The organism is Streptomyces sp. CNH189 (assembly GCF_000527195.1).
The window spans coordinates 367,787-384,961 of the sequence record NZ_AZUS01000002.1; the positions used below are offsets into that span (position 1 = coordinate 367,787).

13 protein-coding genes are annotated in these 17,175 nt (G+C 74.4%); 7 read left to right on the plus strand and 6 right to left on the minus strand.

Annotated elements, in window-relative coordinates:
* Window positions 1–16 precede the first annotated feature (16 nt).
* Both B100_RS0104615 and B100_RS0104620 read right to left on the minus strand, forming a co-directional pair.
* Complete coding sequence (locus B100_RS0104615; protein ID WP_037722419.1) at window positions 17–1,564, minus strand: M23 family metallopeptidase; 1,548 nt, start codon at window positions 1,562–1,564, stop codon at window positions 17–19.
* A gap of 321 nt (window positions 1,565–1,885) precedes the next feature.
* Window positions 1,886–2,755, minus strand: coding sequence for an alpha/beta fold hydrolase (locus B100_RS0104620; RefSeq protein WP_024883273.1), 870 nt, complete (start codon window positions 2,753–2,755; stop codon window positions 1,886–1,888).
* 392 nt (window positions 2,756–3,147) lie between these two features.
* On the opposite strand from B100_RS0104620, the gene icmB reads away from it, so the two are divergent.
* Window positions 3,148–3,564, plus strand: a complete 417-nt coding sequence (icmB, locus tag B100_RS0104625; RefSeq protein ID WP_024883274.1) for a coenzyme B12-dependent isobutyryl CoA mutase small subunit — start codon at window positions 3,148–3,150, stop codon at window positions 3,562–3,564.
* A gap of 314 nt (window positions 3,565–3,878) precedes the next feature.
* Here icmB and B100_RS0104630 read toward each other — a convergent pair whose 3' ends face one another.
* Window positions 3,879–5,516, minus strand: a complete 1,638-nt coding sequence (locus tag B100_RS0104630) for a DUF5691 domain-containing protein (RefSeq protein ID WP_024883275.1) — start codon at window positions 5,514–5,516, stop codon at window positions 3,879–3,881.
* Window positions 5,517–5,640: 124 nt separating this feature from the next.
* On the minus strand, window positions 5,641–6,732 hold the full coding sequence (locus B100_RS0104635) for a hypothetical protein (protein WP_486585584.1): 1,092 nt from the start codon (window positions 6,730–6,732) through the stop codon (window positions 5,641–5,643).
* 132 nt (window positions 6,733–6,864) lie between these two features.
* Here B100_RS0104635 and B100_RS0104640 point away from each other — a divergent pair, with 132 nt between their 5' ends.
* From B100_RS0104640 to B100_RS0104650, 3 genes are read left to right on the plus strand one after another with little or no spacing between them, the layout of a single operon-like run.
* Complete coding sequence (locus tag B100_RS0104640) at window positions 6,865–8,016, plus strand: AAA family ATPase (RefSeq protein ID WP_024883277.1); 1,152 nt, start codon at window positions 6,865–6,867, stop codon at window positions 8,014–8,016.
* Window positions 8,013–10,394 carry a DUF5682 family protein gene (locus tag B100_RS0104645; RefSeq protein WP_024883278.1) on the plus strand — a complete coding sequence of 794 codons (2,382 nt, stop codon included), beginning with the start codon at window positions 8,013–8,015 and terminating at the stop codon, window positions 10,392–10,394. Before B100_RS0104640 ends, B100_RS0104645 begins: the two co-directional genes overlap by 4 nt.
* Window positions 10,391–11,605 (plus strand): VWA domain-containing protein, encoded by a 1,215-nt coding sequence (locus B100_RS0104650; RefSeq protein WP_199785211.1) that lies wholly within the window; start codon window positions 10,391–10,393, stop codon window positions 11,603–11,605. Before B100_RS0104645 ends, B100_RS0104650 begins: the two co-directional genes overlap by 4 nt.
* Window positions 11,606–11,746: 141 nt before the next feature.
* Here the strand turns inward: B100_RS0104650 and B100_RS36900 are convergent, their stop codons facing one another.
* Entirely contained in the window at window positions 11,747–11,899 is a 153-nt protein-coding gene (locus B100_RS36900) for a hypothetical protein (RefSeq protein ID WP_158686702.1), read from the minus strand.
* A gap of 597 nt (window positions 11,900–12,496) precedes the next feature.
* Here B100_RS36900 and B100_RS36905 point away from each other — a divergent pair.
* The 3 genes from B100_RS36905 (at window position 12,497) to sucD (ending at window position 15,762) form a co-directional block, all read left to right on the plus strand.
* Complete coding sequence (locus B100_RS36905; protein WP_158686703.1) at window positions 12,497–13,105, plus strand: hypothetical protein; 609 nt, start codon at window positions 12,497–12,499, stop codon at window positions 13,103–13,105.
* 563 nt (window positions 13,106–13,668) lie between these two features.
* Window positions 13,669–14,850 carry an ADP-forming succinate--CoA ligase subunit beta gene (gene sucC / locus B100_RS0104670; RefSeq protein ID WP_024883281.1) on the plus strand — a complete coding sequence of 394 codons (1,182 nt, stop codon included), beginning with the start codon at window positions 13,669–13,671 and terminating at the stop codon, window positions 14,848–14,850.
* A 27-nt stretch (window positions 14,851–14,877) separates the two neighbouring features.
* Window positions 14,878–15,762 carry a succinate--CoA ligase subunit alpha gene (gene sucD, locus B100_RS0104675; RefSeq protein ID WP_024883282.1) on the plus strand — a complete coding sequence of 295 codons (885 nt, stop codon included), beginning with the start codon at window positions 14,878–14,880 and terminating at the stop codon, window positions 15,760–15,762.
* Between the two features lie 90 nt (window positions 15,763–15,852).
* Here the strand turns inward: sucD and B100_RS0104680 are convergent, their stop codons facing one another.
* The gene (locus tag B100_RS0104680) at window positions 15,853–17,103 is read right to left on the minus strand and encodes a helix-turn-helix domain-containing protein (protein ID WP_024883283.1); all 1,251 of its coding nucleotides are present in this window, start codon (window positions 17,101–17,103) and stop codon (window positions 15,853–15,855) included.
* Window positions 17,104–17,175: the final 72 nt, after the last annotated feature.

Below are 17,175 nucleotides of genomic sequence, written 5' to 3' on the forward strand. Positions count from 1 at the left end.
TCCGGCCCGGCAGGCCCTACGTCGGTTCGATGCCGTGGCTGCGGAACCAGGCGAGCGGGTCGATCGACGAGCCGCCGCCGGGGCGCACCTCGAAGTGCAGGTGCGGGCCGGTGGAGTTGCCCGAGTTCCCGGAGAACGCGATCTGGTCGCCGGCCTTGACGGTCGCCCCGGAGGGCACCTGGTAGGTGGAGAGGTGGCAGTACCAGGTCTCCGTGCCGTCCATCGCCGTCACGATCAGCATGTTGCCGTAGGCGGAGTTGTACTGGGTGCGCACCGTGCCGTCGGTCGCGGCCAGCACGGGCGTGCCGTACGAGACGGGGAAGTCGATGCCGGTGTGGACGGACATCCAGTTGATGCCGGACTGGCCGTAGTAGGCGCTGAGGCCGTGCTGCGCCACCGGGAGCGCGAACTTCGGGCGGAGCCGCTCCTTGCGGGCCGCCTCCTGGGCCGCCCGCTTGCGCTCGGCGTCCTGCTGGGCCTTGAGGTCGATGCGCCCCTGGGCGCGGCTGGCCCGGTCGGCGAAGTCGTCGGCGCCGGCGGCGAGGCTCTCCAGCTGGGTGTCCAGCTTCACGTTGGCGGCGGAGGGCTTGACCGGCGCCGCGTCCGCGGCGGTGGTCCTGGTCTCCTGGCCGCCGTCCTCGGTGAGGTCGCCGACCGAGGCCGCGGCGATGCCGGCGACCCCCATCACGCAGGCGGAGGGCACGGCCACCGTCAGCAGCGCGGAACGCTTGGGAGGGGGGCGGCGGCGGGAGCGGGAACGGGAGGCGGCGGGCGGTGCGGAAGCGGGGAGGACCTCCTCCTGCTCGTCGAGCAGGGACACCGCGGGCAGTTCGCCGGTGTCGGCCGGTTCACCGGCCCCGGGTTCGTCCGGTCCGGGCTCCCCGCGGTAGGCGTCCTCGGCGTACGGCTGGTCGGGCGCGTCCTGGCCGAAGGACTCCTGTCCGTACGACTCCGGCGCGAAGTTCCCCTGCTCGAACGGCTCCGCGCCGTACGTCTCCTGCTCGAAGGAGCCGGTCTGCGGGTCGTAGGTGTCGGAGGCCCGCGTGCTCGCGGCCGTCTCGCCGCCGTCGGAGTTCCACTGCGTGGCGTCGTACACGCCGCTGTCGAAGGTCTGCGTGCCCCAGTCCCACTGCTGCGTGGGGTCCGCCGGCTGTTCGGCCTGGTCGGGCCGGAGCCATGCGCTCGCGTCCCACTGGCCGGTCTCGGGGGAGCCGCCCTGCTGCGGGACGGCCGCCATCGGCTGCGGGCCGGTGGTCCAGGCGGTGGTGTCGTGGCCGCCGGTGTCGTACGGGGAGGTCTGCTGCGCCGCGTACACGTCGTAGTGACCGGTGTCCTGGCCGTCCACCGACCAGTGACCGGTGGTGTAGCCGGCCGCGGCGGGATCGTCGCCCGGGAGGCTTCCGAAGAGGGGGTCGGCGGCGAAGGTGCCGGCGGTGTGCTCGCCGGTGCCGTAGTACGTGGCGTCGTAGCCGCCGTAGGAGGTGACGTCGCCGTACTGGGCTTCCTGCGTGCCGTATGACGCGTAGGGCGCCGAGGCGGCATCGGAAGCCGGGGCCGGGGTCATGGTCCCCGACGGGTGACGGTCGTTCACCAACTTCTCTTTCGCCTCGACAACAGGGGCTGCCAGAGCAGTGCGGCGACTGTACCCGGCGGTATGCGGGCGCGACAATCTTCCCCAGGTTTCACGGCCGTAGGAAACGGGCATTCGGTCGGGTTTTGGCGGTCGGCGGGCGCGGTCTTGGCTCTATGTTCGACGATTGTTCGAAACTGTGACGCCTCGGCGTCGGCAAGTCGGCCGTGTCCGACCGATGTTGTTCGCTTGTGGACGGGAAGGATCGCCTGCCCCCGGAAGGAGCGTGCCGGGCGTGTCGAGCGCCCCGCCGCCTCAGGCGACCGTCAGGCCGTTCGCCCGTCCGTCGGACGGTTCACCCGGGTGGGCCGTGTCCAGCGCCTGCCGTATGCCGGTCGCCACCGCCGGGTGCACCGGCAGCGCGAGGTGGCCCACGCCGCTCACCCGCACGTTGACCGCCGTCAGGTCCGGGTGCTCGACGCACGCCGTCTCCAGCGGATCCATGATGTGGTCGAGGTCGCTCCAGAACGCGACGAAGTGCGTACGGCAGCCGGGGGCGGGCTGGGCGAGCTCCTCCAGGACCGGCGAGCCGGGGCGCATCTGCCGCACGATGGGGTGGGCGTTGGCCAGAGGCGCGACCCGGGTGCCGGAGTGCGGGGTGCCGAGCGTGACCAGCGTGCGCACCCGGCGGTCGCCGCCCAGCCGCTGCACGTAGTACCGGGCGATCAGGCCACCGAGGCTGTGCCCCACCACGTCCACCTGGGTGCTGCCCGTGCGCTCGCACACCTGCTCGATATGGCGGCCGAGCAGTTCGGCCGCGGTACGGATGTCGCAGGTCAGCGGGGAGTAGTTGAGCGACTCGATCTGCTGCCTGCCGTGCTGGGAGAGGCTGCGGCGCAGCAGCACGAAGACCGAGCGGTTGTCGATGAAGCCGTGCAGCAGCACGACCGGGGGCTTGGCCCGGGTCGGCAGCTGCGCCGTCCCCTCCGGTGCGGGCAGCGCCGAGCGGTCAGGGCCCCGGCGCTCCTGGATGATCCCGGCGGGATAGAGGAGGACGTGGCCCGCGAGGATCGCCAGCTCGAGGGCGGTCGCCTTCAGCAGGGTCACGGAGAGATCCGCCAGCCGGGCCGGCAGGAGGCGCCGGCAGAGGGGCAGGAACGGAATTGCTGCCTGGGTGACCTTCATGGCCGACCTCCTGTCGGCACGTGGAGGGACAGCCTCGTCCCCCGTGTGCCCTCGTGGGATGCCGCTCCGAAAGCGGTCGGCCGCGCGCGCCGGTGACGCGTGGACGGTGCGCGGTGGCGGGTCGACCTCGAGGCGCATCCCTTAGACGCATGTTCCCACTGATGTCCTTGTGTCGCACGGGCACTCGGTTCGCGTACCGGGCCCGGGAACGCTGCGCGACGGACGTGTCCCACCGTGTGATTTCCCCCTCCCTGTGCACCGTGAAACTGCCGGTTGCGGGATGCTGGAGATAACGTTCGTTCACTTCCACGGCCGGTTCGGGCCGGGGTGTCCGTGCGATGTGTGCGGTACTGGTCGATACGGATGGATGTAGTCGCTTCATGGAGGCAGTGATGGGTGTGGCAGCCGGTCCGATCCGCGTGGTGGTGGCCAAGCCGGGGCTCGACGGCCACGATCGCGGGGCCAAGGTGATCGCGCGGGCTCTGCGCGACGCCGGTATGGAGGTGATCTACACCGGGCTCCACCAGACCCCCGAGCAGATCGTCGACACCGCGATCCAGGAGGACGCCGACGCGATCGGCCTGTCCATCCTCTCGGGCGCGCACAACACGCTCTTCGCCGCGGTCATCGACCTGCTGAAGCAGCGCGACGCCGAGGACATCCTCGTCTTCGGCGGCGGGATCATCCCCGAGGCCGACATCGCTCCGCTGAAGGAGAAGGGTGTCGCCGAGATCTTCACGCCGGGTGCCACCACGGCGTCCATCGTGGACTGGGTGCGGGCGAACGCCCGTCAGCCCGCGGAGGCGTAGGCCGGCACCCGGGTGGCGGGGCGCCGCCGAACCCGCCCGTACGGGGGCGTACGGCGTCGGGGCGTCGTCCCGACGGAGCGGGCGGCCCGTGGCCCGGTGACCGGGGAGGGCCTGTCGAAGGCTCGTCGTGGGCGGGCCGGCGGGTGCCGGCTCGGTGGGCGGCTCGGACGCCCGTGCCGCGGTGCCGGTTCGTGCCCTCGTGGCGCTGGGCGGCCCCGTACCGGGATTGCGGTGGTGCGGGCGCTCGGCGGCGGGGGTGCCGCCCTGGCCGGCGTGGGCGGTGAGCGGCGGCGTGGCGGGACGGGCCGGTCCCGTCAGGGGGCCGGGGCCGGCGGCGGGGTCAGCTCGGCCAGCATCGCGGCGCGCAGACGCAGCGTGGTGACCAGGCGCTGGAACGCCTCGGACCAGTAGCCCCCGGCGCCGGGCGCCGCGTCCTCCGGCTCGTCCGGTACCGCCAGCAGCGCGTCGAGGCGGCTCGCCTCCGAGGGGTCGAGGCAGCGTTCGGCCAGGCCCATGACTCCGCTGAAACTCCATGGATAGCTCCCTGCGTCCCGCGCGATGTTGAGCGCGTCGACCACGGCCCGCCCGAGCGGCGCGGCCCAGGGAACCGCACACACCCCGAGCAGCTGGAACGCCTCGGACAGGCCGTGCGTCTCGATGAACCCCGCCACCCACACCGCCCGTTCGTCGGCGTCCAGGGTGGCGAGCAGCCGGGCGCGTTCGGCCAGGGACACCGCCCCCGGGCCGCCGGCCTGCGGCGCGGAGGGCTCCCCGAGCAGCGCCCGGGACCACGCCGCGTCCCGCTGCCGCACCGCCGCCCGGCACCAGGCCGCGTGCAGCTCGTCCTGCCAGCCGTCCGCCACCGGCAGCGCCACGATCTCCTCGGGCGTCCGCCCGCCGAGCCGCCGCGACCAGCTGTCCAGGGGCGTCGCCTCCACCAACTGGCCGAGCCACCAGGACCGTTCGCCCCGGCCGGCCGGGGCCTTGGCCACCACCCCGTCGCGTTCCATCGCCGCGTCGCACTCGTGCGGCGCCTCTACGACGATCGTCGGCACGTCACGCGTGCGGTCCACGGCCACACAGGCGGCGGCGCGTACCGCCATGCGCGCGGCCAGCGCCGATCCGGGCAGCGCCGACAGCAACTCGGCCGCCGTCGCCCGCACGTTGCGGCTGCGGTCGGCCAGCGCCCGCTCCAGGAAGGCCTCGTCGTCCGGGTGGAGCCCGGCGCGCAGGGAGTCCAGGAACATCAGCCGGTCCTCGGCCCGCTCCACCGCCCAGGTCTGCGCGAGGAGATCGCGCGCGGCGGCCGGGTCACGGGAACGCAGCGCCGTGAGCAGGGTGACCCGCTCGGCGAAGAGGCCCTCCTGCCAGAGCCTCCGTATGCCTTCCGCGTCCGTCGGGTCGGGCGCGGACGCGCTGCCGCCGGGGGCGGCGCGCAGGGCGAACCGCCAGTCCGGGTTGAGCCGGGCGAGCCACAGTGCGCGCGGGCCCGCGAACCGCAGCGTCGCCGGGCGCAGGTCGGTACGGCCCCGCGCGGCGTCCAGCAGGGCGGGCAGCGCCTGCGGGGGCGCCGCGAAGCCACGGGCGTTCGCCGCGTGGAGCCACTGGGGCAGCAGCTCCATGAGGTCCGGTGCCGTGCCCCGGCGGCCGCCACCGGAGGCACCGGGTCGGTCGGAGAGCAGCACCGCGAGCCGGCGCACCGCCGCGGGCGGCAGCGCGGGGCGCGGGTCCTCGGGGGCAGGGCGCAGGCGCTCCGCGGCCGGTGCGGGGCGCAGCCCGGCCCGACGCCGTACGGTCGCGACGGCCGCCGCGTCCAGCAGGGCCGACGGCGCCTGCGGGCCGGGCGCCACACCCGGCGGGGTGCGCCGGTCGGTGCCCAGCAGAGCCGTGGTCACCAGCTCCTCCCAGCGGTCCGGGAGGGACGCGTCCACGGCGGCGGTCGTCCTGCTCATGAGCTTCCTTTCCGACGGGGGTCCCGGCGCGGTCGAAGACTCACGCGCACCGAGTGTCCAGTGATGTCCGAAAGATGCATGGGGGTGCCGGGGCGGGCGGTCCCCGAGGGGCCCGCAGGGCGTGTCAGCACAGGGGAACCGCCTCCCCGGGGCCCTGCGGCCATGCCGCCAGAGGAGTGAATCCGCGCGGGCCGCACTCGCCGAAGACCCGGACCGGGGCCCCGCCCGACAGGGCCACCAGGCGCCACAGCCCCGGGCGGGACCGGCTCGCCGGCCCGATCGGCAGGGCGTGGTCCTCGTCGGCGTCCGCCAGCTGCCAGCCGTCACCGTCCGGGACCGGCACGACACGGTCCAGGGTCACCGGGACCGACTCGCACCACGGGTCGTCACGCAGCGCCGCGCCGTAACGGGCGAGTGCCCCGGCCGTCGTCGTGCCCGGCGGGCGCACCGTCGTCGGCGCGGGCGGCGTGAACCGCTCGACCAGTGCCATCCGCGGCTGCCCGGCACCCGGATACGCGGACAGCTCCGCGTCGACGGCCAGCCCGGCCGGCAGCGCGAGGTCGGGGGCGCGGCCCGCGGCGCCGTAGGAGAGGAGCAGCGCCGTACGGCCCGAGCCCGCTCCGTGCAGCCAGATGCGACGGGTGGTCAGGTGGCCGTCGGACCGGTCGTACTGGGCCAGCACCAGCCAGTCGTCCCGTATCGCGGGGCCGTCCGCCGGTGCGGTCAGGCCCACGCGGGAGCGGACCGTCGCGGCCAGATCCTCCGGCAGCCGCTCGCGGCGGAGCCAGGCCCGGGCGAGGAGATGGAGCAGCGCGGTCTCCTCCAGCAGCCGCACCGGGGCGCCCGCACCGGCGACGGGGAGCGACCCCAACTCCCGTACGCGGTTCGCCAGTCCCTGTGCCTGGGCGTCGACCATGCGGGCGGCGGTCTCCTCCCACAGGGCGGGGCCGGACCGTTCGGCCGACGCCAGCCCGCCGCGCAGCAGATCCTCCAGGCGCTGCTCCAGCTCGGCCGCGCCCGCCGTGATCCGCTCGGCCCGGCGCTCCGCCCGCCGCAGCGCCGCGAGCGCCGCCGCCGACGCTGCGGGCTCGCCTGGCTGGGCCCCCGCCCCGCCCGTCCCTCCGTCGGACACCGTGTCCGACGCCGCGTCGGACGTCACGCCCGACGCCGGTGCCGGCCCCTGGTCCGTGGTCCGGCGCACCCCCTGATCAGTCATGTCTCCGACGGTAGGTCCCGCCACTGACAGTCGAGTTGGGGCGGGTATTGGTGCAGGTCGGAGCAATTGTCAGTGGCGTGGTGCACGGTGGGTGACAGATCCGAACCGGCCGAGCTGGAGGGGGACCCAGCCATGTCTGTGTCCGCAGAACCGACGTCCGTCGACCCGACGCGGAACGGCTCCGCGCCCGCGGACACGCGGCCGGCGGACACCCTGCGCCCGCACGCCGAGCACGCCTTCGCGGACGAACTCGCCGCGCTGGCCGCCCAGGACGACCGCCCGCGCCCCGCCCGCTGGCGCCTGTCGCCCTGGGCCGTCGCCACCTACCTGCTCGGCGGCACCCTGCCGGACGGCACCGTCATCACCCCGAAGTACGTCGGACCGCGCCGGGTGGTGGAGGTCGCGGTGACCACCCTCGCCACCGACCGCGCCCTGCTGCTGCTCGGCGTGCCCGGCACCGCCAAGACATGGGTGTCGGAGCACCTGGCCGCCGCCGTGAGCGGCGACTCGACCCTGCTGGTGCAGGGCACGGCCGGCACCCCCGAGGAAGCCATCCGCTACGGCTGGAACTACGCCCGGCTGATCGCCCAGGGCCCCAGCCGTGAGGCCCTCGTCCCCAGTCCGGTGATGCGGGCCATGGCGGAGGGCAGGACGGCCAGGGTCGAGGAACTGACCCGCATCCCGGCCGACGTTCAGGACTCCCTGATCACCGTCCTGTCGGAGAAGACCCTGCCCATACCGGAGCTCGGGCAGGAGGTGCAGGCCGTCCGCGGATTCAACGTGATCGCCACGGCCAACGACCGCGACCGCGGGGTCAACGAGCTGTCCAGCGCCCTGCGGCGCCGGTTCAACACAGTGGTGCTGCCGCTGCCCGAGACCCCCGAGGCGGAGGTCGACATCGTCTCGCGCCGCGTGGAGCAGATCGGCCGCTCGCTCGACCTGCCCGCCGTGCCCGACGGGATCGACGAGATCCGCCGGGTCGTCACCGTCTTCCGCGAGCTGCGCGACGGCGTGACCGCCGACGGCCGGACCAAGCTGAAGTCGCCCAGCGGCACCCTGTCGGCCGCCGAGGCGATCTCCGTCGTCACGGGCGGACTGGCCCTCGCCGCCCACTTCGGTGACGGCGTGCTGCGGGCCGGTGACGTTGCCGCGGGCATCCTCGGCGCGGTCGTCCGCGATCCGGCGGCGGACCGGGTCGTCTGGCAGGAGTACCTGGAGACCGTCGTGCGTGAGCGCGAGGGCTGGGCGGACTTCTACCGGGCCTGCCGGGAGGTCGGTGCGTGAACGGCCGTGAGGCACCGGAGGCGGGGCCGCTGCTGCTCGGAGTGCGGCACCACGGCCCCGGGTCGGCGCGGGCCGTGCGGGCCGCGCTGGACGGGGCCCGGCCACGTGTCGTGCTGATCGAGGGACCACCCGAGGCCGACCCGCTGATCCCGCTGGCCGCGGAGGAGGACATGCGCCCGCCCGTCGCCCTGCTCGCCCACGCCGTGGACGAGCCCGGCCGGTCGGCCTTCTGGCCACTGGCCGCGTTCTCCCCGGAGTGGGTGGCGCTCCGCTGGGCGCTGGAGCACGGAGTGCCCGCCCGCTTCATCGACCTGCCGGCCGCGCACACGCTGGCCTGGGAGCGGGAGGAAGAAGAAGAGGAAGAGGTAGGGGAGGGAGGAGCGGAGGGGGAGGACGGTCCGGAGCAGGGCGCCGGGTCCGGGGCCGCGGACGAGGACGTGCGGATCGATCCGCTGGGGGTGCTCGCCGAGACCGCCGGGTACGACGACGCCGAGCGCTGGTGGGAGGACGTCGTCGAACACCGGGGCGCGGGCAAGGGCGACGTGCTCGCTCCGTTCACTGCCCTGGAGGAGGCCATGACGGCGCTGCGGGAGGAGTACGGCAGCGGGGGACACGGCCGGGACCTGATCCGCGAGGCCCACATGCGGCTGCGGATCCGGGACGCGCAGCGGGAGTTCGAGGACGGCGTGGCCGTGGTCTGCGGAGCCTGGCATGTGCCGGCGCTGCGGCACCGTACGACCGTGACGGAGGACCGGGCCCTGCTGAAGGGCCTGCCCCGCGTGAAGACGGACATGACGTGGGTGCCGTGGACGCACCGCAGGCTGTCCCGGGCCGACGGGTACGGCGCGGGCATCACCTCCCCCGGGTGGTACGCGCACCTGTTCGACGCCCCGGACCGGCCGGTCGAGCGGTGGCTGACCAAGGTCGCCCGGCTGCTGCGGGCCGAGGACCGGACCGTCTCGCCCGGGCACGTCATCGAGGCCGTGCGGCTCGCGGACACCCTCGCCGCGTTGCGCGGACGTCCGCTGCCCGGCCTGGGCGAGGCCACCGACGCCGTACGGGCGGTGATGTGCGAGGGCTCCGAGGTCCCCCTGGCGCTGGTGCACGACCGGCTGGTCGTCGGCGACGTGCTGGGGGAGGTGCCGCCCACCGTGCCCGCGGTGCCGTTGCAGCGGGACCTGGAGCGCACCCGGCGCCGGCTGCGGCTGAAACCGGAGGCGGCCGAGCGGGAGCTGGACCTCGACCTGCGCAAGGACACCGACGCCGGGCGCAGCCGGCTGCTGCACCGGCTGCGGCTGCTCGGCATCCCCTGGGGCCGGCCGGCCGCCTCGCGCGGCGGCACGGGCACCTTCCGGGAGACCTGGCGGCTGCGCTGGGAGCCGGAGCTGGCCGTGCGGGCCGCCGAGGCGGGGGTGTGGGGGACGACCGTGCTCGCCGCCGCGACCGCCAGGGCGGAGGCCGACGCGATCGCCGCGCGCGGTCTCGCCGACGTCACCGGCCTCGCGGAAGACTGCCTGCTGGCCGCCCTGCCCGGGGCCCTGCCGACGGTGATGCGTGTCCTCGCCGACCGCGCCGCCCTCGACACGGACGTCGCCCACCTCGCCCAGGCCCTCCCCGCCCTGGTCCGCTCGCTGCGCTACGGCGACGTACGCGGCACCGACACCGCGGCGCTCACCGACGTCGCCGCGGGTCTCGCCGAGCGGGTCTTCGTCGGACTGCCGCCCGCCTGTGTCTCCCTGGACGCCGAGGCGGCCGAGGAGATGCGGGGCCATGTCGACGCGGTGCACGGCGCGCTGGGCCTGCTCGGCGACACCCCCGCGGGGGACGGCAGACTGCGCGAGCGGTGGCGGTCCGTGCTGCGGAAGCTGTCGGCGCGGGACACCGTCCCGGGGGTGCTGCGCGGCCGGGCCGTGCGGCTGCTGCTGGACGAGGGGCAGCTGGCGCAGGACGAGGCGGCGCGGCTCATGGGGCTCGTGCTGTCGCCGGGCACACCCCCGGCGCACGCGGCCGCGTGGATCGACGGGTTCGTCGGCGGCCCCGGCGGCGGGCTGCTCCTGGTCCACGACGAGCGGCTGTTCGGCCTGGTCGACCGGTGGCTGACGGCCGTCCCGGCCGAGGCGTTCACGGACGTACTGCCGCTGCTGCGGCGGACGTTCTCGGCGTACGAGCCAGGGGTGCGGCGCACGCTCGGGGAGCTGGTGCGCCGTGGACCGGGCGGACACGGCCGCACGACGGACGCGACGGCCGGGGCTCCCGGCTTCGGGGCGGGCCTGGACGGCGCGCGGGCGGACGCCGTACTGCCGGTGCTGCGGCTGCTGCTGGGACCGGACGGGGACGACGAGGACGCCCGGGGGGAACGGGCGGAGGTGCCGCGATGACGAGGGAGCCGGTGACGGGGGAGGCGCGCATGACGGGGACGGCGGACCCGGCGGGGGAGCGGCTGCGCCGCTGGCGGCTGGTGCTCGGCGGGGACACGGCCGACGGGACCGGGCACGCCCTGTCCGGGCAGGACGCCGCGATGGACGGGGCGCTCACCGCGCTCTACGGCAAGGACGACACGGCGCGTGCGGGCCGCGAGCGGACGGGAGGACTCGGGGCGTCGGCGCCCTCGGTGGCGCGCTGGCTCGGGGACATCCGCACCTACTTCCCCTCCTCCGTCGTCGAGGTCATGCAGCGCGACGCCATCGACCGGCTCGGCCTCGGGACGCTGCTGCTGGAGCCCGAGATGCTGGAGGCGGTCGAGCCCGACGTGCACCTCGTCGGAACCCTGCTGTCCCTGGTCAAGGCGATGCCCGAGACGACACGGGAGACGGCACGGGCGGTCGTGCGCACGGTCGTCGAGGACCTGGAGCGGCGGCTCGCCACCCGCACCCGGGCCGCCCTCACCGGCGCCCTCGACCGCGGCGCCCGCGTCCGCCGGCCCCGCCACCGGGACATCGACTGGAACCGCACCGTCGCGGCCAACCTCCGGCACTACCTCCCCGAACACGGCACGGTCGTGCCCGAGCGGCTCGTCGGCCACGGGCGCGCCTCGCGGTCGGTCGAGAAGGAGGTCGTGCTCTGCGTCGACCAGTCCGGGTCGATGGCGGCATCCGTCGTGTACGCCTCGGTGTTCGGGGCGGTCCTCGCGTCCATGCGGTCGGTCTCCACCCGCCTCGTCGTCTTCGACACCGAGGTCGTCGACCTCACCGAGCGGCTGGACGACCCCGTCGACGTGCTCTTCGGCACCCGGCTCGGCGGCGGTACCGACATCAACCGGGCGCTCGCGTACTGCCAGTCGCGCATCACCCGGCCCGCGGAGACGGTCGTCGTGCTGATCAGCGACCTCTACGAAGGGGGGATACGCGACGAGATGCTCAAGCGGGTCGCGGCGATCAAGGCGTCGGGCGCGCAGTTCGTGTCACTGCTCGCCCTGTCCGACGAGGGGGCGCCCGCGTACGACAGGGAGCACGCGGCGGCCCTCGCGGCGCTGGGCGCGCCGGCGTTCGCCTGCACCCCCGATCTGTTCCCGGAGGTGATGGCGGCGGCGATCGAGAAGCGGCCGTTGCCGACACCGGACGCGGGGGACGGATCCGACTCCCGCCCGTGAAAACGGACATGAGTGCCCATCGGTGACGGAGGGCTTGCGGGACCTCGGGCGTCGCGTGCAAGGATCGAGGTCGTTCGATCGAGGACCCGTGAAGATGCCGGTGGTCCCGCAGTCCGGAGAGGGAACGCCCTGTCGACCTGGTCAGCAGCAGCCGTACCCGGGGCCGCTGCGCGCGTGGTGCGCGCGGCGGCCCGGCGGCGTGCCGTCCGGCTGGCGCTGGTGGCGGGCGCGGTGTTCCTGCTCGGCCTGCTGTGCGGGGAGCGGGCCGCCGCGGCGGACGGTCCGCCGCAGCAACGGTTCCCCTCCGGCGGGGGACCGGTGCGGGTCGACGCGGAGGGCGTCCGTTCAGTTGTCGACGCCCTGACAGCGCCGCGTACGGACGTGTCGGACGTGTCGGACGGGGCGGACAGGGCCGTGCAGGCCCGGCCACGGGCCGAGGGGACGGTGCGGGGCGCTGCGCGCGACCCGGGCGCGAGGCTCGGGACCGGATCCGGCAACCGGGCCGTGGAAGCGCCGGTGGTGCCGACGGCCGGCGCGCGGGTGGCGAATCCCGCCCGTGAACAGGCCACGCGGCCAGCCACGAAACCGGCCGTCCGGCCTGCTACGGATCAGCTCACCTCGCCCGTCACGGAGCGGCTCCCGCGCCCCGCTGGGGCTGAGGTCGTGCGGCCGGCCGGGGGTCGGGGCGTCGGGCCGCGTACGGAACGTCTCACCCCGCCCGTCGCGGACCGGCTCCCGCGCCCCGTAGTGCATCAGGTCGTGCGGTCGGTCGGGCAGCACGGCGTCCGGCCCGTTACGGAGGGGCTCGCCCCGCCCGTCACCGAGCGGCTCCTGCGGCCTGTCGCGGATCAGGTTGTGCGGCCGGTCGGGCAGCGAGTCGTGCGGCCCGTCGTGGATCAGGTCGTTCGGCCGGTCGGGCAGCGCATCGTCCGGTCCGTCGCGGAGCCGATTCTGCGGCCCGTCACCGAGCCGATTCTGCGGCCCGTCGAGGGGCAGTTGCTGCGGCCCGTCGGGCAACTCGTGCGTGGGGTGACGGAGGAACTGGGTGCGGGCGCGGTGACCGGACCCGTCCTGCGCCTCCCCGGTCTCCCGGCGCGTCTCCTCCCCGCGGCCGACGCGGTCGGCCACCCCCAAGCACCCCCCGCCGCGGCGACCGCAGCGCCCACCTCCGACGGACGGGCGCAGGACACCCTCGCCACCCACGGCCCCGCAGCCACACCCCCCGGCGCCCACCCCACCCCCCGCCCCGACAGACAGCACACCGCCCCTGTGGCCCGGGCGAGCTCGCCGCAGGTGCCCCGGACCCCCGCCGGAGGCGCCCCCGACGGGGCCCTCGGCAGCGGTTCCGCCGTCGATCAGGGCATCGCGCGGCACGGCGACCCCGGTGCCGTTCCCGCCCACCACCGCCCCACGCCCCGGCTCGTGCCCGGCGCCACCGTGCGCGCCGACGCCCCCGGGACGCGGGACCACACGCGGGACGTCCCGGTCCCGCCCGCCTAGGCCGTACGGCCCGCCCTCCGCGCGGGCGCGCACCCGTACGGACATTCGCCCTGTCCCGGCCGAAACCGCCGTGGACCGCCGCTCCCGATGTCCCTGGTCGCGCACCCGCCTGTCACCCGTTCCTGACTCACGGGTAACAAAGGACTCCGCGGGGAAGGACCCGGACAGCCGAAAGCCGTCGGCTCGTCCGGCGGCGACCTCGCGGAGGGGAGGCCGGCCCCCATTGGGGAATGGAGGCCGGCCGCCCCGCAACCCCGGATCAGGGCCTCACCGCCCGTCCGGGTTGTTCGGCAGGGCCTCACCGGGCCAACCCCAGCCCGGTGAGGCCCCTCACGACTGGCACGCCGTGCCGGAGAAGCCGACATCATGTGACAGGTATCACCGCTCACGTGTGACTCGCGATTTAGAGAGGTCACCCATGCGGCGATAACCTGCGAGACGGACATGCCGCGCGCTCGGACACCGTGTGCGCCTCCCTTGTGACAGAGCGGACGTCACGTTGCCCTTCGCGGCACGCCCACGCATCCAACGAACCGCGAGATCACTGATAGGGACGGAAGCGCGTGGACCTGTTCGAGTACCAGGCGAGGGACCTCTTCGCCAAGCACGATGTACCGGTGCTGGCCGGTGAAGTCATCGACACGCCTGAGGCGGCCCGCGCAGCCACTGAGCGTCTCGGTGGCAAGTCCGTCGTCAAGGCCCAGGTGAAGGTCGGTGGCCGCGGCAAGGCCGGCGGCGTGAAGCTGGCCGCGAGCGCGGACGAGGCCGTGGCCCGTGCGACCGACATCCTCGGCATGGACATCAAGGGCCACACGGTCCACAAGGTGATGATCGCCGAGACGGCCCCGGAGATCCTGGAGGAGTACTACGTCTCCTTCCTCCTCGACCGTGCCAACCGCACCTTCCTCTCCATCGCGTCCGTCGAGGGCGGCATGGAGATCGAGGAGGTGGCGGCCACCCGTCCGGACGCCGTCGCCAAGATCGCGATCGACGCCATCGACGGCGTGGACGAGGCCAAGGCCCGCGAGATCGTCGAGGCCGCCAAGTTCCCGGCCGAGGTCGCGGACAAGGTCGCGAACGTCCTGATCAAGCTGTGGGACACCTTCATCAAGTCGGACGCCCTCCTCGTCGAGGTCAACCCGCTCGCGAAGGTCGCCTCCGGTGACGTCCTCGCCCTGGACGGCAAGGTGTCGCTCGACGACAACGCCGAGTTCCGTCACCCCGAGTACGAGGAGCTCCACGACAAGGCCGCGGCGAACCCGCTCGAGGCCGCCGCCAAGGAGAAGAACCTCAACTACGTCAAGCTCGACGGCGAGGTCGGCATCATCGGCAACGGCGCGGGTCTCGTCATGAGCACCCTGGACGTCGTCGCGTACGCCGGTGAGAAGCACGGCGACGTCAAGCCGGCCAACTTCCTGGACATCGGCGGTGGCGCCTCCGCCCAGGTCATGGCCAACGGCCTCGAGATCATCCTCGGCGACCCGGACGTCAAGTCCGTCTTCGTCAACGTCTTCGGCGGCATCACCGCCTGCGACGAGGTCGCCAACGGCATCGTCCAGGCCCTGAAGCTGCTGGAGGACCGCGGCGAGGAGGTCACCAAGCCCCTCGTCGTCCGCCTCGACGGCAACAACGCCGAGCTCGGCCGGCAGATCCTCACCGACGCCAACCACCCGCTGGTGCAGCGCGTCGACACCATGGACGGCGCGGCCGACAAGGCCGCCGAGCTGGCCCACGCCGCCAAGTAAGCACTCAGGACGAGGACAGAACACACCATGGCTATCTGGCTCAACAAGGACAGCAAGGTCATCGTCCAGGGCATGACCGGCGCCACGGGCATGAAGCACACGAAGCTCATGCTCGGTGACGGCACGAACGTCGTGGGCGGCGTGAACCCGCGCAAGGCGGGTCAGACCGTGGACTTCGACGGCACCGAGGTACCCGTCTTCGGGACCGTCAAGGAGGCCATCGAGAAGACCGGCGCCAACGTCTCCGTCATCTTCGTGCCGGAGAAGTTCACCAAGGACGCGGTCGTCGAGGCCATCGACGCCGAGATCCCGCTGGCCGTCGTGATCACCGAGGGCATCGCCGTGCACGACTCGGCCGCCTTCTGGTCGTACGCCGGCAAGAAGGGCAACAAGACCCGGATCATCGGCCCGAACTGCCCCGGCATCATCACGCCGGGCCAGTCCAACGTCGGCATCATCCCGGGCGACATCACCAAGCCGGGCCGCATCGGCCTGGTCTCGAAGTCCGGCACGCTGACGTACCAGATGATGTACGAGCTGCGTGACGTCGGCTTCTCGACCGCCGTCGGCATCGGTGGCGACCCGATCATCGGCACCACGCACATCGACGCGCTCGCCGCGTTCGAGGCCGACCCCGAGACCGACCTGATCGTCATGATCGGCGAGATCGGCGGCGACGCCGAGGAGCGTGCCGCGGAGTACATCTCGAAGAACGTGACCAAGCCGGTCGTCGGCTACGTCGCGGGCTTCACCGCGCCCGAGGGCAAGACCATGGGCCACGCCGGCGCCATCGTCTCCGGCTCCTCCGGCACCGCGCAGGCGAAGAAGGAGGCCCTCGAGGCCGCCGGCGTCAAGGTCGGCAAGACGCCGACCGAGACCGCCAAGCTGGCGCGCGCCATCCTCGCCGGCTGACCGCCGGCGCGACAGCGCATCGAACGGGTGGGCCCGTTCCCCGCAGGGGGGACGGGCCCACCCGTCGTTCCGGCCCGGCGCGGCCCGGGTTCAGCGGGCCTGCGGCGTCAGGCGCTCCGGGCCGTGGTGCAGGGCCTCACGCAGACGGTCGCGCAGCTCGCGGCGGTCGTCCGACAGCGGTCCCGGCGCCACCCGCGGCGGGACGCCCTGGACCGTCTCGCCCGGCGGCACGGGCGGCACGTAGTGCGTGGGAGCCGTGTGCAGGGTCAGCGCGGTGGCGCCGATCAGCACGACCGTGAAGGCCGTCGCGGCGCGGGTCCAGAGGCGGGCCAGGCGCTCGCTGCCGCCGCGCACCGCCGACGGCTCCGCCGCCCGCAGCCGCCCGGTGGACGCCAGTTCGGCCAGCCGGTGGTGCAGCTCCCGCGGGTCTGCCAGCTCCGGCACGCGCGCGGCGAGGGTCTCCCGCGCGTACATCAGCCGCCCGGCCGTCGCCCGCGTACTGGCCTCCGTCTCCGCCGCCGTCTCGGGCAGGTCGAGGCCGACGCCGTCGTACAGCACGAGCGTGCGGCGGTACGGCGGCGGCAGGCTCAGCAACCCGTCCAGCAGTGTGCGGTCGTCCTCCTCCGGCGGCGGGGGCTCGGGGTGCCGGTAGCGGCGGCGCAGCCGGTGCCACGGCGAGAGGGCCCACTCGTGCGCCGCCGCCCGCACCCAGCCGGCCGGGTCCGGGTCGCGGGCGATCTCGGGCCAGTGGTCCCACGCCCGCTGGAAGGCCCGCTCCACGGACTCGTGGGCGAGGTCACGGCGGCCGGTGAGGAGATACGCCTGCCGGACGAGGGCGGGTGCGCAGTACGCGTACAGCGCGTCGAAGGCCTGAGCGGGCGTCAGGTACGGGAAGGCCTCGCAGCCGGCGGCGGACCGCGCCCACGTGGGAGCCCGGCGTTCGCCCACGGGCCCCGTCCCGGGTGGCTCCAGCACGAACGCCTCGGGGTCCGGTGCCACGGCGCCGTCCGTGCCGCCGCCCCCCGTCCTCTCCGGACGGACCGTCATCACGGCAGTCACCTCTCTCACCTGACGGCCCACCGGCTCGGCGGACGCCCCGCTCACCGCCACCGCGTCCGTCACCGCCCCGCCGTCCGCCGTCGCCCTGAGGCCGGCCAGCAGTTCCGCGTAGGCCTTCCGGTTCCGGCCGCGCGGTGTGCTGCGGCCGGACTCCCACGCGCGCACCGTGTCGGGCCGTACGCCGACCCGTTCGGCGAGCTGAGAGCGTGTCAGCGAGCCCGCCTCACGCAGGCGTCGGCGTTCCCTGGGCGGGGGGAGCGGATGGGCGGGGCTCCGCGTCACTGGGCGTCCCTCAGTACAGAAAAGTACATAAACGTATATTGAACGACACAGCGGGGCTTCGCTCGTTACGCC

Bases quoted from the DNA above. Each gene is read 5' to 3' on its own strand.
- B100_RS0104615 (WP_037722419.1), bottom strand. From the start codon at position 1,564: ATGACCCCGGCCCCGGCTTCCGATGCCGCCTCGGCGCCCTACGCGTCA.
- B100_RS0104620 (WP_024883273.1), bottom strand. From the start codon at position 2,755: ATGAAGGTCACCCAGGCAGCAATTCCGTTCCTGCCCCTCTGCCGGCGC.
- icmB (WP_024883274.1), top strand. From the start codon at position 3,148: ATGGGTGTGGCAGCCGGTCCGATCCGCGTGGTGGTGGCCAAGCCGGGG.
- B100_RS0104630 (WP_024883275.1), bottom strand. From the start codon at position 5,516: ATGAGCAGGACGACCGCCGCCGTGGACGCGTCCCTCCCGGACCGCTGG.
- B100_RS0104635 (WP_486585584.1), bottom strand. From the start codon at position 6,732: ATGACTGATCAGGGGGTGCGCCGGACCACGGACCAGGGGCCGGCACCG.
- B100_RS0104640 (WP_024883277.1), top strand. From the start codon at position 6,865: ATGTCTGTGTCCGCAGAACCGACGTCCGTCGACCCGACGCGGAACGGC.
- B100_RS0104650 (WP_199785211.1), top strand. From the start codon at position 10,391: ATGACGAGGGAGCCGGTGACGGGGGAGGCGCGCATGACGGGGACGGCG.
- sucD (WP_024883282.1), top strand. From the start codon at position 14,878: ATGGCTATCTGGCTCAACAAGGACAGCAAGGTCATCGTCCAGGGCATG.